This window comes from Sphingomonas sp., from assembly GCF_036402235.1.
In the GTDB taxonomy this organism is placed as follows: Bacteria; Pseudomonadota; Alphaproteobacteria; order Sphingomonadales; family Sphingomonadaceae; genus Sphingomonas.
The window spans coordinates 26,571-39,125 of record NZ_DASWTG010000025.1 but is presented as its reverse complement, the minus strand read 5'-3'; the positions used below and the strand labels follow the sequence as shown (position 1 = coordinate 39,125).

Below are 12,555 nucleotides of genomic sequence, written 5' to 3'. Positions count from 1 at the left end.
TCCGTCGCCTTCGGCGCCACCTCCCCCTGGCGGGGGAGGATTGATTGGCTCTCACCCCAGCGGGTCGGGCCGCGTGCGCTGCTCGACATAGGTGCGCTGCACCGTGAACGCGCTCACGCGAACCTCGCGAAACCGGTCGCGGCGGCGCTCGGCCTCGGCGCCGATCTTCTCGAGGCTCTCGACCAGATCCTCAAGGTTGCGGCGGCGCTCGGCCGCGGTCGCGTCGCGGCATTCGTCCAGGCATGCGGCGACCAGGTCGGGCACGCGGCGGCGCACGACATTCGCCCAGTCGACCGCGTCGGCGGCCAGCGGCTCGGCGTCGGCGATCGCGATCAGCCGCGCGCAGCTGGTGCGGGCCGCGGCGATCCGGCTCACGGCCCAGTCGGCCTCGCCCGCGGCAGCGGCCCATGCCGCCTCGAGCGGGTCCGCAGGCCGCGCCTGCTTGATCCGCCTGAGCCTGGCGCCCGCGATCCGCTGACGCAGCTTGCGCGCGCCGACGAACAGGGCCAGCCCCGCGGCAGCCGCCGCGAACAGCGTGACGGCGACGAAGGCCAGAGCCGCCAGTGCGGCGATCACGAGCAGGAATCGAAGCATTGCGGTGACTATATGGGAAGCCCCGCCGGTTTCGCCAGTCGCAGCGTACCGCCGCCGGAACAATCCGCCGCTTCGTGCGATTGACGACCACAGGTCGTCGGGAGAGGAGCCATGCGCGAAGCCTATGACCGCTATTCGAACGTATCGATCCTGATCCACTGGACGGTGGCCGTCCTGGTGGTCGCCAATGTCGTGATCGCCCTCGCGATGGAGGACAATCGCGAGCTGTTCCCGTGGCACAAGTCGATCGGCATCACCGTGCTGCTGCTCACCCTGCTGCGGATCGTCTGGCGGTTCACCCATCCCTGGCCGCATTTCCCCGAGCGGATGCCGGGCTGGGAGCGCGTCCTGTCCCGCAGCGTACATGTCGCCTTCTACGTTCTGCTGCTGGCGATCCCGCTGCTCGGCTGGGCGACGGTCTCGGCGGGCCGCGGCACGGGCGAGATCTATGGCTTCATCCAGTGGTTCGACCTACCGGTCGGCAAGTCGCAGGCGCTGCGCGATCAGCTGGCGGGCCTGCACGAGGCTCTGGCCTTCTTCGCGGTCGCGCTGGTCGTGCTGCACGTCTGCGGCGCGCTCAAGCACCAGTTCTTCGACGAGGACGTGGTGTTCCATCGCATGCTGCCGGGCCTGAGGCAGAGCCATATGGACGACGAGATCTAGGCGGCGTTCTGGTCGATCCCCAGCTCGCCAAGCTTGCGGTAGAGCGTCGAGCGGCCGATGCCCAGCCGCCGCGCAACCTCGGTCATCCGCCCCCGGTAATGGCCGATCGCGAGCCGGATCACGTCCGCCTCGATCTCGTCGAGCGCGCGCAGATTGCCGTCCGACCGGAACAGCGTGATCCCGGCACCCGATGCCGCGCCGCCATGCGCCATGCCGCCCGCGGCAGGCCGCCCTTCCGAAAGCTGCGCGATCTGCGGGAAATCCGCCCGGGTCAGCGCATCGCCGTCGCACAGCACCGCAGCACGGAACAATGCGTTCTGGAGCTGGCGGACATTGCCTGGCCAGTCATAGCCGGCAAGCAGCGCGATCGCATCATCGGTGATGCCGAGCGGGCGCAGCCCCGGCTGCTCGGCGATCCGCGCGAGCAGATGCCGGGCAAGCGGCGCGATATCGCCGGCGCGCTCGCGCAGCGGCGGGATCGTCACCTGCACGACATTGAGGCGGTAATAGAGATCCTCGCGGAAGCGGCCTCCCTCGACCTCGGCCAGCAGCGTCTTGTTGGTCGCCGCGATCACGCGGACGTCGACTTCGCTGACATGCCGCGCACCGATCGGATGCACCTCGCCCGATTGCAGCACGCGTAGCAGCTTGACCTGCGCCTCGAGCGGCATCTCGCCGATCTCGTCGAGCAGGATGGTGCCGCCATCGGCTTCCTGGAAGCGGCCGATCTTGCGCTCGAAGGCGCCGGTGAAGGCGCCCTTTTCGTGCCCGAACAGCTCCGATTCGACGAGGTTGGCGGGAATCGCCCCGCAGTTCACGCGTACGATCGGCTTGGCGTGACGCGGCGAGGCGGCATGGATCGCCTCGGCCACGACTTCCTTGCCGACGCCGCTCTCCCCCTCGATCAGCACCGGCACACGCGCCCGCGCCGCCTTGGCCGCGATGGCGAGGGCCGCGCGGAATTGGGGCGCCGATCCGACGATCTCGTCAAAGGCCAGGTTGGCGCCCATCTTCTCGGTCAGCGGCCGCAATTCCCCGCCGACCTTCGCGCCGACCGCGGTGTCGAGTGCGGCGAGCAGCCGTTCGGGCGCCAGCGGCTTGACCAGGAAGTCGGTCGCGCCGGCGCGCATCGCACTGACCGCCGCGGCGACCGATCCGTTGGCGGTGAGCAGCAGGATGGGAAGCATCGGACGGTTGGCGCGCAGCTCGGCAATCAGCCCCGCCGCGTCGAAATCGGGCGCCCAGTGATCGAGCACGATCGCGTCCAGCGCCATGCCGTCGGGCGTGCCCAGAGTCGCCAGCGCGGTCTCGCCGTCGCTGGCGCACACGGTGCGCCAGCCGCGGCGCGCGGCGATCGCCGTCACCAGCCGCCGCTGCGCCGGCTCGTCGTCGATCAGCATCAAGAGGCGCTGGCCGTTGCGCGTCATCATCTGTCCCTGTTGTCCCTAAATCGGTCACCCGGATAGCGCCGTTCGGTAAAGACCCGCTTAAGCCTGCCCAAGCGTGCGGGACTTGAGGGGCGGGGGCGCCGCGTCTAATGAGGCTGCCAACAACGCGTCAGAGGGGAAGCTACGCATGGCACAGAGCGCCGACATGAAGGCACATGAGAACACCTATGGTGGGTTCATGCGGATGATGAAGATCGGCACCGTCGTCACCGTGATCATCGCCGCGTTCGTCGTCTGGCTGATCGCTTCCTGACGTGAAGATCGCGGTTCTCAAGGAGACCACCGCCGGCGAGCGGCGCGTCTCTGCGACGCCGGAAACGGTCAAGAAGTTCGTCTCGCTCGGCGCCGAAGTGGCGGTCGAAAGCGGGGCGGGTGACACCGCTTCCCTGGACGACAACGCCTTTGCCGCGGTCGGCGCGAAGGTCGGCTCGCGCGCGGACGTGCTCGCGAACGCCGATATCGTGCTCGGCGTGCAGGGACCGGACCCGGCGAGCCTCGCCGGCATCAAGCCCGGCGCCTGGCTTGCGGCGGGCCTCAACCCGTTCGGCGAGCGGGCGCGGGTTGACCAGTACGCCGCGCTGAACATCGAAGCGCTGGCGATGGAGTTCATGCCGCGCATCACGCGCGCGCAGTCGATGGACATCCTCTCCTCGCAGTCGAACCTCGCCGGGTACAAGGCGGTGCTCGATGCCGCCGCCGAATATGGCCGCGCCTTCCCGATGATGATGACCGCGGCGGGCACCGTTTCGGCCGCCAAGGTGTTCGTGATGGGCGTCGGCGTCGCCGGGCTCCAGGCGATCGCCACCGCCCGCCGCCTCGGCGCGCAGGTCTCGGCGACCGATGTGCGCTCGGCGACCAAGGAGCAGATCCTCTCGCTCGGCGCCAAGCCGATCTTCGTCGAGAAAGTCGCTGGGATCGAGGGCGAGGGCTCGGGCGGCTACGCCACCGAGATGAGCGACGAGTACAAGGCGGCACAGGCCGAGCTGGTCTCCTCGCACATCGCCAAGCAGGACATTGTCATCACCACCGCGCTGATCCCGGGGCGCCCTGCTCCGCGACTGATCAGCGACGCCCAGATCGCCACGATGCGGCCGGGGGCGGTCATCGTCGACCTCGCGGTCGAGAGCGGCGGCAATGTCGAGGGCGCCGTCGCGGGCGAGATCGTCGAGAAGCATGGGGTCAAGATCGTCGGGCACAAGAATGTGCCCTCGCGCTTAGCCTCGGACGCCTCGGCGCTGTTCGCGCGCAACCTCTACAATTTCCTCTCCGCCTTCTGGGACAAGGAAGCCGGCAAGCCGGTGCTCGACGAGGAGATCGGCGACGCGATCCGGCTGACCAAGGACGGCAAGGTGGTAAATGAGCGTCTGCTCGCCTGATTTTCGCGCAAGGGGGCGCTGACATGGACTTCATCTCGATCCTGTCGATCTTCGTGCTGGCGTGTTTCGTCGGCTATTATGTCGTGTGGTCGGTCACCCCGGCGCTGCACACGCCGCTGATGGCGGTGACCAACGCGATCTCCTCGGTGATCATCGTCGGCGCGCTGATCGCCTCCGCCGCGGCGGGCAGCCCGATCGCCAAATGGCTCGGCCTGATCGCGGTCGCGTTCGCCAGCGTGAACATCTTCGGCGGCTTCGCCGTCACCGAGCGCATGCTCGCCATGTACAAGAAGAAGGGCTGAGCCGATGCACGAGGCTGCTCCCGTGAACCCCTGGGTTGCGCTCGCCTACCTGGTCGCAGGCATCTGTTTCATCATCGCGCTGCGCGGCCTTTCCTCGCCCTCGACCAGCCGCCGCGGCAACCGCTTCGGCATGGCCGGCATGCTGATCGCCGTCGTCACCACTTTGGTGACGCATGAGATCGCAGCACTGCCCGAGATCGTCGCGGCCATCGCCATCGGCGGCATCATCGGCTGGGTGATCGCGCGCAAGATCGCGATGACCGACATGCCGCAGCTCGTCGCGGCGTTCCACAGCCTGGTCGGCCTCGCTGCGGTGCTGGTGGCCGCGGCCGCCTTCCTCAATCCCGAGGCGTTTCATATCGCGGACGGCGCTGGCCAGATCTTCGCGGTCAGCCGGATCGAGATGGGCCTCGGCATCGCGATCGGCGCGATCACCTTCTCGGGATCGGTCATCGCCTTCGCCAAATTGAACGGCAACATGTCCGGCAAGCCGATCATGCTGCCGGGTCGCCACGTCATCAACCTTGGCACATTGGCCGCGATCCTCGGCCTGATCGGCTATTTCGTGACAGACCAGAGCCCCTGGGTGTTCTGGACGGTCACGGCGCTCAGCTTCTTGATCGGCTTCCTGCTGATCATCCCGATCGGCGGCGCGGACATGCCGGTGGTGGTGTCGATGCTCAACAGCTATTCGGGCTGGGCCGCGGCGGCGATGGGCTTCACGCTCGGCAACACCGCGATGATCATCACCGGCGCGCTGGTCGGCAGCTCGGGTGCGATCCTGAGCTACATCATGTGCCGCGCGATGAACCGCAGCTTCATCAGCGTGATCGCCGGCGGCTTTGGCGGCGACAGCGGCGGATCGGGCGCTGCGGCGGTGACCGACCGGCCGTGGAAGCGCGGCTCGGCTGAGGACGCAGCGTTCCTGATGAGCCAGGCCGAGCAGGTCATCATCGTCCCCGGCTACGGCATGGCGGTGGCGCAGGCGCAGCACGTGCTGCGCGAGATGGCCGACAAGCTCAAGGAGCATGGCGTGCGCGTGAAGTACGCGATCCACCCGGTCGCGGGGCGCATGCCGGGCCACATGAACGTGCTGCTGGCCGAAGCCAATGTCCCCTATGACGAGGTGTTCGAGCTCGAGGACATCAACAGCGAGTTCAGCCAGACCGACGTCGCCTTCATCATCGGCGCCAACGACGTGGTGAACCCGGCGGCCAAGACCGACAAGTCCTCACCGATCTACGGCATGCCCGTGTTCGACGTGAACAAGGCCAAGACCGTGCTGTTCATCAAGCGATCGATGGGCGGCGTCGGTTACGCAGGGGTGGACAACGACGTCTTCTATCAGGACAACACGATGATGCTGCTGGCCGACGCCAAGAAGATGGTCGAGGAAATCGTGAAGTCCCTCGACTGATCGGGTCCAGGCCGGGCCATTGGGGGAATGGGGCAATGATCAGTGTAGGACGGATCCTGGACGGCGCGTTCGGCGTCTTCCGCGAGCATTTCACCGCGGTCGCGATCTGGGCGGGCATCTATCTGGCGTGCAACATCGCCGCGATCGTCGCGATGCAGCCCATGCTGGGCGCGGTCGCCGATCCCGCGCTCAGTGAGGATCCCGCGGCAGCGGTCGCGGCGATGGGGCCGGTGTGGCTGCTCGGCTTCCTCACCGCGATCGTTGGCGTCGTGCTCTACACCGCGTCGATGCGATCGGTGCTCCGGCCCGATGCGGGCGGGATCGCCTTCCTGCGGCTCGGCATGGACGAGCTGCGTACGCTCGGTCTGCTGCTTCTCTTCGCCATCGCCAGCCTGGTGCTGTTCTTCGGGGCGAGCCTCATCGTCGGCCTGTTCATCGGTGGCGTGGCCGCGGGCAGCGAATCGATCGCGCTCACCGTGATCCTCTCGATCCTCATCGGCCTGGTCGTGTTCGGTGCGCTGATCTTCCTCGTCATACGGCTGTCGCTCGCCTTTCCGCTTACGCTCCACCGCGGCGCCTTCGCGATCGGCGAGGCATGGCGGCTCAGCCGCGGGCATTTCTGGAAGCTGTTCGGCGCCGCGCTGGTCGTCACCATGATCGGCCTCGTCCTGTCGATCGCAATCAACCTGGTAGCGACGGGCGGTTATTTCGCTGACATATTGGCGGCCGCTGGCAACCCCGAAGCCTCCGCACTGGCTGCCGAGCGGCAAGCAGCGGCGATGGGCAGCTTCAGCATATGGATGATCCTGCAGGCGATCGGCGGCGCGGTGGTCGCTGCGATATGGCTCGCGCTGAGCGGCGGCAGCGTGGCGAGCGCCGCCCGGCTGCTGATCGACGACGAGTTCGACGACGCCGAGGACGTGTTCGGTTGAATTGCCGCTTGTGTTCTTGATCCGTTCCGGAGATAACTCCTCCGAAACGGATTGGGAACGGAGGCACTTATGCTTACGTCGGCGCCACGAACCGATGAAACATCCGCAATGCAATGCAAAGCGGAGGTTTCGATGTCTGAGACGATCGCTCCTGCCCTTCTGGCGCCCGCCACGAGCTGCGGGGTGTTCATCATCGCAACGCCGGACCGGCTGGCGGCGCTCCAGCAACTGGTGGCGGCATCCGGCGCACGCCTGCTCGGCGCAGTGACGCCGGGGAACGCCGCCGCACGGCTCGCCGATCAGATCAGCCTCGACTTGCTGCTGTTCGATGCGAGCAGCCTGGCCGCCGGCGAGGCTGCCGACGTCGCGATCGCGCTCGCCGGGTCAATGGCGGGGCGCGATTGCCGGATCGTCACGCTGCTCGATGTCGCATCGATCGACGCGGTCGCCGGGCCGATGTTCGACGCCGGGGCGACGCTGCTGTGCAATCCGAGCCCAACCGAGCTGGCCGCTGCGCTGGCGGGCGCATTGGCGCCAGGCGGCACGCGGCTGCACGACGCGGCCCGCGAGCGCGAGGCCGAGCGGCTGCGGCTGCTCAACGAGGAGGTCGCGCGGCTCGCCGAAGTGCTGAGCCAGTTGGCCGCCGATCCGGCCAATGGCGTTCGAGATCGTAGCTCCGGCTATCGCGGCGAGCCGCTTGCCGAGCCTGATCCCGATCCGCGGGCCGTGCGTTCCACGATCCGTGCTCGGCGGCTTCGCGATCAGCATTTCGCGCCCGAGCTGTTCGCCGATCCCGCATGGGACATGCTGCTCGATCTCTATGCCGCGCGGCTCGAGGGGCGGCGCGTCTCGGTCTCGAGCCTGTGCATCGCCGCGGCGGTGCCGCCGACCACCGCGCTGCGCTGGATCGGGACGATGCACGATGCCGGCCTGTTCGGGCGCGAGCCGGACCCGACCGACAAGCGCCGCGCGCACATCACGCTGACCGACCGTGCGGCGGCGGCGATGCGCGGCTATTTCAGAGCGGCGGAACGCGCCGGGCTGGTCCCGGCGTGACAGGGGAGTGGTGAGCCCTGATGGATTCGAACCATCGACCTACTGATTAAAAGTCAGTTGCTCTACCGACTGAGCTAAGGGCCCGAACCCATCATTGGTTTGGGAGTGGGATGCACCTAGGGGCGCGATCCCGCGCGGTCAACCGGCACAGCGGCGTGCGATGTGGACCTCCTCCTTGTCGATCGTTCCGGAAATGCCGCAGAAGCGCGGCTCGCGGTTGCGGCGGCCGCCGTCATTGCCGGCGAGGAAGCCGCCGGCATCGACCGGGTTGGCGGGGTCGGGCACCGCCACCTCGAAATGGAGATGCGCGAGCATCGCGCACCCGACATCGCCCTCGATGCCGATCAGCTGCCCGGCACGGACCTTCTCGCCGGCCTTGAGCCTGGCCGTGCCGGTGGCCGAGCCCTTGGCCATGTGCGAATAGCCGGTCCATTCGCCGTTGGGATGCGCGATCCACACGAAGTTGTTGCGGCATTCGCTCGCCGCGCGACCGCTCTGGCGCTCCGAATAACCGTCCTGGATGGCCATCACCGTTCCTGCCGCGGCGGCAACGATGCGATAGGGTTTGCGGGGGCCGGTGGCCACGAGATCGATGCGGGCCCGCGGGCGGTGGGTGCGGGTATCGTCGAACACGCGCAGCGCAGTGCCGTCCGCATAGGGCAAGCGGTAGACGCCCGCGCTGAGGGGCGGCGGCGGAGCTTCGGCGGCCTGGAACGCCGCAAGGGCGAAGGGCAACAGGATCAGCGGCATCTTACTCTCCCTGGACGAGCTGCGCGGCGAGCTGGCGTACCGTGCGCCCGCTGAGCGGGTCGCGCCAGTCCGGCACGATCGCATTCAGCGGCTGCAGCACGAACCCGCGGCGGCGGAATTGCGGGTGCGGGATGGTGAGGCCGGGGTCAGACCATGCGCCGCCCGACCACAGGATGATGTCGAGATCGATCACCCGCGAATCCCAGCGCCGTCCGCGGCGGCGTCCGAAGCTGCGTTCGATGACCTTGATACGGGCTAGCAGCTCCGGTGGCTCCTCCCGCGTCTTGATCAGCGCCGCGGCATTGGCGAAGCGGCGGCGCGAGGGACCGAGCGGGGCGGTGGCGATGATCGGGGAGGCTCGCATCACCCCGCCGATCGCCGCGAGCGCCGCGCGGACCTCCGCCTCGGGCGCGCCATGGCGGCCGCGGCGGTTCGAGCCGAGCGCGATGACGTAAAGCTGCGCGGGGGTTGAGCTGGTCACGCCGCACGGCCTATCGCTCCGTCATGGTTCCGCCAAGCCCGCTTCCTGATACCGAGCCGCCGCACGACTGCCCGCGCTGCCCGCGGCTGGTGGGGCTGAGGCAGGAATTGCGCGCCGAGCATCCGGGCTGGTGGAACGCGCCCGTCCCTGCGTTCGGCGACCCGCAGGCGTGGCTCGGCATCATCGGACTTGCCCCGGGCAAGCATGGCGCTAACCGCACGGGGCGGCCCTTTACCGGCGACTATGCCGGAGACCTCATGTTCGAGACGCTGGCCAAGTTCGGGTTGAGCGAAGGGACCTATGAATCGCGGCCCGACGACGGGCTGCAGCTCAAAGGCACGATCATCATCAACTCGGTCAAATGCCTTCCGCCCGAGAACAAGCCGACACCCGAGGAAGCGCGCAATTGCCGTCCCTTCGCCGACGCGCAGGCCAATGCGATCCCGGCGCGGATCTTCATCGCGCTGGGGCAGATCGCGCACCAGAGCGCGGTCAAGATCCTCGGCGGCAAGCTGCCCAAATGCCGCTTCGCGCACCTGGCCGAGCACCGCATGCCCGACGGGCGCGTGCTGATCGATAGCTATCACTGCTCGCGCTACAACCAGAATACCGGACGGCTGACGGCCGAGATGTTCGAGGCGGTGTTCGCGCGGGCATTTGAGCTGCGCGGGACAGTCTGAGCGGAAGTTTACACTAGCTTGACACTGTCACGGGTGTCGCGGGCGGTTGACGAAGTTGACACAAATGCGGGTGTTTCGAGCCGAACGCGACGGGAACGCGGCAGCGACGCAACAGGTGCACGACAGCGATGTGACCGTCCGGCGCAATACGCACACGAGGCTTTTCGAGACACCCGTTCCATCAACCATGATGGAGCAGATGAATTCCAACATTACAAGGTCGCGTGGAAGGAAATTTGGTTCACGCGAAGGCGCAAAGACGCGAAGAAGATTATCTTTGGCGCGAAGCGCACCGACAACTGACCGTTCAGCGAGTCGCACGCTCGAAAGCAGTGACAGCCGCTTCGCGGCAACGACATCTTCGCGCCTTCGCGCCTTAGCGTGAACCGATCTGCCTTCTCGGCTTCGAGCGACGCTCACACGTCCTCGACCATCCGCCTATAGAGCTCGGGCCGGCGGTCGCGGAAGAAGCCCATGCCGGCGCGATGCTTGCGCGCACGGTCGAGGTCGAGGGTCGCCGTCAGCACGCCGGTCTCCTCCGCCCCGAACCCGGCGAGGATGTCGCCCCATTCATCGCAAATGAAGCTGTGGCCGTAGAAGCGCTGGCCGCCCTCGGTGCCGATGCGGTTGGAGGCGATCACCGGGACGACGTTCGACACGGCATGGCCGATCATCGCGCGGCGCCACATGCGGCTGGTATCGAGATCGGCGTCATAGGGCTCCGAGCCGATCGCGGTCGGGTAGAAGAGCAGCTCCGCACCCATCAGCATCATGGTGCGCGCGGTCTCAGGATACCATTGGTCCCAGCAGATGCCGACGCCGAGCGTCGCATCCGCCGCCGGCCCCTGCCACACCTTGAACCCGGTGTTGCCGGGGCGGAAGTAATATTTCTCCTCATAGCCCGGGCCATCGGGGATGTGACTCTTGCGGTAGACGCCCGCGACCTTGCCGTCGGGACCGATCATCGCGAGGCTGTTGTAGAAATGCGGCCCGTCCGCCTCGAAGAAGCTGGTCGGGATGTGGATCGACAGCTCGGCGGCGAGTGCCTGCATCGCGGTGACCGCGGGGTGGCTGGCGAGCGGCCTGGCCTGCGCGAACAGCGCCTCGTCCTCGACGCGGCAGAAATATTCGCCCTCGAACAGTTCGGGCGGGAGGACGACCTGCGCGCCCTTCCCTGCCGCCTCGCGAACCAGGTCGGAGACGTTGGCGATGTTCTGCGCGGTATCGCCGGTGAAGGCGAGCTGGAGCGCGGCGACGGTGATCTCGGTCATGCGCGGCTATTTAGAGCAGCCGCACCGGATTCGCACCTGTTTCAGAAGAAGATCCGCGCAGAGGCGGTCAGCCGTGCGCCGCTGTTCCGCGCGTCGGCGAGCGGGGAGACGACGCGCGCGTGATCGATATCGGTATCGCTATAGGTCAAGCCGGCGCCGAACGTTCCGAGCGTCCATTCGGCCCCGAGCGACCAGTCGGTATAGCTCCCGCCGGGACGCAGCCGCGCGGCGCGGACCGGATCGTCGGTCGCGCCGCTACTGTGCCCGACATGGCCGGTGAGTGACCAGGGCGTGCCCGGAAGGCTGGCGCGGGCACGGGCGCGCAGATAGAGATTGTCGCCGCCGATCGCCGACTGATCGGGCGCGTAAAAGGCTGCTGCACTGAGTTCGGCCGGTCCGATCAGATAGGCGGCGGTCGCGAACAGCTCGCCATAATCGGCCTTGCCCTCCGCCCCGTCGAACAGCCGCGCCGCGCCGCCGGCATCGAAGGTCCAGCCGCCCTGCTCGACCCGGTAGGAGAGTTCCGCGGTGATACCGAGATCGGCACCGCCGTGCCGCGCCGATTCGCGCAGCGTGGCGACGCGGGCATCGGCGCGCAGGCCACCGAGCTGCAGGCCGGCTGCCGCCGTGGCCGTGGCCCGGCCGCCGCTGTCGCTCAGCCCGCGTTCGCGCAGGTCGCTGGCGATCTCCAGCGAGGCGTCGACATCGACCGATTGCGCCGCGGCGGGCGATATCGTCGCCACGGCGGCGAGTGCGGGAAAGAGCGGCGCGCAACGCATCGGGATTGCTCTCAACGCGCGCTGTCGAGCTCGGCGACCAGTTGCGGCCGGTCTGCCGAGGCGATCGCGGCGAGCGCATCGGTGCCGCCGAGCCGTGCCGCCGCTTCCCGCTCGATCGCCTTGCGCGCGCCCATGCACGCGCCGGGTCGACGGCCCGAGATCGCCTCGCCCGCCTGCACCGGCCGCGCGAAGGCGGCGAGCGGGCCGTCCGACCCGATCACGTCGCGGCGGACCGCGAGACGCGCGGTCCAGATGCAGGCCGCGGTGCCCGGGCGATTGGCGGCGAGATAGCCCACCTGGCGCAGCGAGATTTCGGGCGCGGCCTGGTAGCGCACGGTGAGCGCGCGGCCGTCATGGCTGATCTCCGCCTCATGGCCCGCGGCCGCGATCCCCTCGACGCCCGCAACGGCCAGCAGGAGCTGGGCAGCCAGATACGCGTACATGTCCTCTCCTTCGTCAACACGGGGCCGCGCCGCCGCCCGGCAGCGCGGACACCCGTTGCGCATCGACGAATTGGCCGGCCATGTCCAGCTTGGCGGCTCTACAAGATCGGGTTGACGGCTTGGGAAGGTTACATGGCGAATGGCGGCTGATCGCCTACTACGATCCCGACGTTCGCGCTCAGATGAACTGGCAGCGCTCGCACCAACGCGTCCATCTGCTCGTCTGGAACAGCGAAGACGAGAATGGTCAGGCCTTCCTCGTCAGTCTCGATACGGGAGGGCGGAAATTCCCTCGCCGTCAGTTGCGCAATCGCCTCGGCTTCATTCTCGGGCGATACGCTGAAGAGCACGGGCGTCGGCATG

General features: G+C 67.9%; 16 protein-coding genes and 1 tRNA gene. 8 read left to right on the top strand and 9 right to left on the bottom strand.

Features of this window, described 5'->3' with window-relative positions; genetic code table 11:
- Positions 1-51 precede the first annotated feature (51 nt).
- Positions 52-594 (bottom strand): hypothetical protein, encoded by a 543-nt coding sequence (locus VGD28_RS05280; protein ID WP_331027280.1) that lies wholly within the window; start codon positions 592-594, stop codon positions 52-54.
- A gap of 111 nt (positions 595-705) precedes the next feature.
- Here VGD28_RS05280 and VGD28_RS05275 point away from each other — a divergent pair, with 111 nt between their 5' ends.
- The gene (locus VGD28_RS05275; protein WP_331027279.1) at positions 706-1,257 is read left to right on the top strand and encodes a cytochrome b; all 552 of its coding nucleotides are present in this window, start codon (positions 706-708) and stop codon (positions 1,255-1,257) included.
- Here the strand turns inward: VGD28_RS05275 and VGD28_RS05270 are convergent.
- A complete protein-coding gene (locus VGD28_RS05270; RefSeq protein ID WP_331027283.1) occupies positions 1,254-2,684 on the bottom strand; it encodes a sigma-54 dependent transcriptional regulator in 1,431 nt (476 codons plus the stop codon). The genes VGD28_RS05275 and VGD28_RS05270 overlap by 4 nt on opposite strands.
- A 76-nt stretch (positions 2,685-2,760) precedes the next feature.
- On the opposite strand from VGD28_RS05270, the gene VGD28_RS05265 reads away from it, so the two are divergent.
- The 6 genes from VGD28_RS05265 to VGD28_RS05240 all read left to right on the top strand — a co-directional run bounded on the left by VGD28_RS05265 (position 2,761) and on the right by VGD28_RS05240 (position 7,788).
- Entirely contained in the window at positions 2,761-2,958 is a 198-nt protein-coding gene (locus VGD28_RS05265) for an aa3-type cytochrome c oxidase subunit IV (RefSeq protein WP_331027278.1), read from the top strand.
- A 1-nt stretch (position 2,959) separates the two neighbouring features.
- Positions 2,960-4,081 (top strand): NAD(P) transhydrogenase subunit alpha, encoded by a 1,122-nt coding sequence (locus tag VGD28_RS05260; protein ID WP_331027277.1) that lies wholly within the window; start codon positions 2,960-2,962, stop codon positions 4,079-4,081.
- Positions 4,082-4,104: 23 nt separating this feature from the next.
- A complete protein-coding gene (locus tag VGD28_RS05255; RefSeq protein WP_331027276.1) occupies positions 4,105-4,383 on the top strand; it encodes an NAD(P) transhydrogenase subunit alpha in 279 nt (92 codons plus the stop codon).
- A gap of 4 nt (positions 4,384-4,387) precedes the next feature.
- Positions 4,388-5,800: an NAD(P)(+) transhydrogenase (Re/Si-specific) subunit beta gene (locus tag VGD28_RS05250; RefSeq protein WP_331027275.1), complete on the top strand. Its 1,413-nt coding sequence runs from the start codon at positions 4,388-4,390 to the stop codon at positions 5,798-5,800.
- Positions 5,801-5,835: 35 nt separating this feature from the next.
- Complete coding sequence (locus VGD28_RS05245; protein WP_331027274.1) at positions 5,836-6,732, top strand: hypothetical protein; 897 nt, start codon at positions 5,836-5,838, stop codon at positions 6,730-6,732.
- A 132-nt stretch (positions 6,733-6,864) separates the two neighbouring features.
- The gene (locus VGD28_RS05240) at positions 6,865-7,788 is read left to right on the top strand and encodes a winged helix DNA-binding protein (RefSeq protein ID WP_331027273.1); all 924 of its coding nucleotides are present in this window, start codon (positions 6,865-6,867) and stop codon (positions 7,786-7,788) included.
- Positions 7,789-7,796: 8 nt separating this feature from the next.
- On the opposite strand, the gene VGD28_RS05235 is transcribed toward VGD28_RS05240, so the two are convergent.
- From VGD28_RS05235 to folK, 3 genes are all read right to left on the bottom strand, one after another.
- Positions 7,797-7,872 (bottom strand) — tRNA-Lys (locus VGD28_RS05235).
- 54 nt (positions 7,873-7,926) lie between these two features.
- Complete coding sequence (locus VGD28_RS05230) at positions 7,927-8,538, bottom strand: M23 family metallopeptidase (RefSeq protein WP_331027272.1); 612 nt, start codon at positions 8,536-8,538, stop codon at positions 7,927-7,929.
- A gap of 1 nt (position 8,539) precedes the next feature.
- Positions 8,540-9,019, bottom strand: coding sequence for a 2-amino-4-hydroxy-6-hydroxymethyldihydropteridine diphosphokinase (folK, locus tag VGD28_RS05225; protein ID WP_331027271.1), 480 nt, complete (start codon positions 9,017-9,019; stop codon positions 8,540-8,542).
- Between the two features lie 23 nt (positions 9,020-9,042).
- Here folK and VGD28_RS05220 point away from each other — a divergent pair, with 23 nt between their 5' ends.
- Positions 9,043-9,699: a uracil-DNA glycosylase gene (locus VGD28_RS05220; RefSeq protein WP_331027270.1), complete on the top strand. Its 657-nt coding sequence runs from the start codon at positions 9,043-9,045 to the stop codon at positions 9,697-9,699.
- A gap of 416 nt (positions 9,700-10,115) precedes the next feature.
- Here the strand turns inward: VGD28_RS05220 and aguB are convergent, their stop codons facing one another.
- From aguB to VGD28_RS05200, 4 genes are all read right to left on the bottom strand, one after another.
- Positions 10,116-10,970, bottom strand: a complete 855-nt coding sequence (gene aguB / locus VGD28_RS05215; protein ID WP_331027269.1) for an N-carbamoylputrescine amidase — start codon at positions 10,968-10,970, stop codon at positions 10,116-10,118.
- 41 nt (positions 10,971-11,011) lie between these two features.
- A complete protein-coding gene (locus tag VGD28_RS05210) occupies positions 11,012-11,749 on the bottom strand; it encodes a TorF family putative porin (RefSeq protein ID WP_331027268.1) in 738 nt (245 codons plus the stop codon).
- Between the two features lie 11 nt (positions 11,750-11,760).
- On the bottom strand, positions 11,761-12,192 hold the full coding sequence (locus VGD28_RS05205; protein ID WP_331027267.1) for a hypothetical protein: 432 nt from the start codon (positions 12,190-12,192) through the stop codon (positions 11,761-11,763).
- A 128-nt stretch (positions 12,193-12,320) separates the two neighbouring features.
- Complete coding sequence (locus VGD28_RS05200; protein WP_331027266.1) at positions 12,321-12,554, bottom strand: hypothetical protein; 234 nt, start codon at positions 12,552-12,554, stop codon at positions 12,321-12,323.
- Position 12,555: the final 1 nt, after the last annotated feature.

Excerpts from the sequence above, each read along its gene's own strand:
- VGD28_RS05280 (WP_331027280.1), bottom strand. The coding sequence starts at position 594 with ATGCTTCGATTCCTGCTCGTGATCGCCGCACTGGCGGCTCTGGCCTTC.
- VGD28_RS05275 (WP_331027279.1), top strand. The coding sequence starts at position 706 with ATGCGCGAAGCCTATGACCGCTATTCGAACGTATCGATCCTGATCCAC.
- VGD28_RS05270 (WP_331027283.1), bottom strand. The coding sequence starts at position 2,684 with ATGACGCGCAACGGCCAGCGCCTCTTGATGCTGATCGACGACGAGCCG.
- VGD28_RS05255 (WP_331027276.1), top strand. The coding sequence starts at position 4,105 with ATGGACTTCATCTCGATCCTGTCGATCTTCGTGCTGGCGTGTTTCGTC.
- VGD28_RS05250 (WP_331027275.1), top strand. The coding sequence starts at position 4,388 with ATGCACGAGGCTGCTCCCGTGAACCCCTGGGTTGCGCTCGCCTACCTG.
- VGD28_RS05245 (WP_331027274.1), top strand. The coding sequence starts at position 5,836 with ATGATCAGTGTAGGACGGATCCTGGACGGCGCGTTCGGCGTCTTCCGC.
- VGD28_RS05240 (WP_331027273.1), top strand. The coding sequence starts at position 6,865 with ATGTCTGAGACGATCGCTCCTGCCCTTCTGGCGCCCGCCACGAGCTGC.
- VGD28_RS05230 (WP_331027272.1), bottom strand. The coding sequence starts at position 8,538 with ATGCCGCTGATCCTGTTGCCCTTCGCCCTTGCGGCGTTCCAGGCCGCC.
- VGD28_RS05220 (WP_331027270.1), top strand. The coding sequence starts at position 9,043 with ATGGTTCCGCCAAGCCCGCTTCCTGATACCGAGCCGCCGCACGACTGC.
- aguB (WP_331027269.1), bottom strand. The coding sequence starts at position 10,970 with ATGACCGAGATCACCGTCGCCGCGCTCCAGCTCGCCTTCACCGGCGAT.
- VGD28_RS05210 (WP_331027268.1), bottom strand. The coding sequence starts at position 11,749 with ATGCGTTGCGCGCCGCTCTTTCCCGCACTCGCCGCCGTGGCGACGATA.
- VGD28_RS05205 (WP_331027267.1), bottom strand. The coding sequence starts at position 12,192 with ATGTACGCGTATCTGGCTGCCCAGCTCCTGCTGGCCGTTGCGGGCGTC.
- VGD28_RS05200 (WP_331027266.1), bottom strand. The coding sequence starts at position 12,554 with ATGCCGACGCCCGTGCTCTTCAGCGTATCGCCCGAGAATGAAGCCGAG.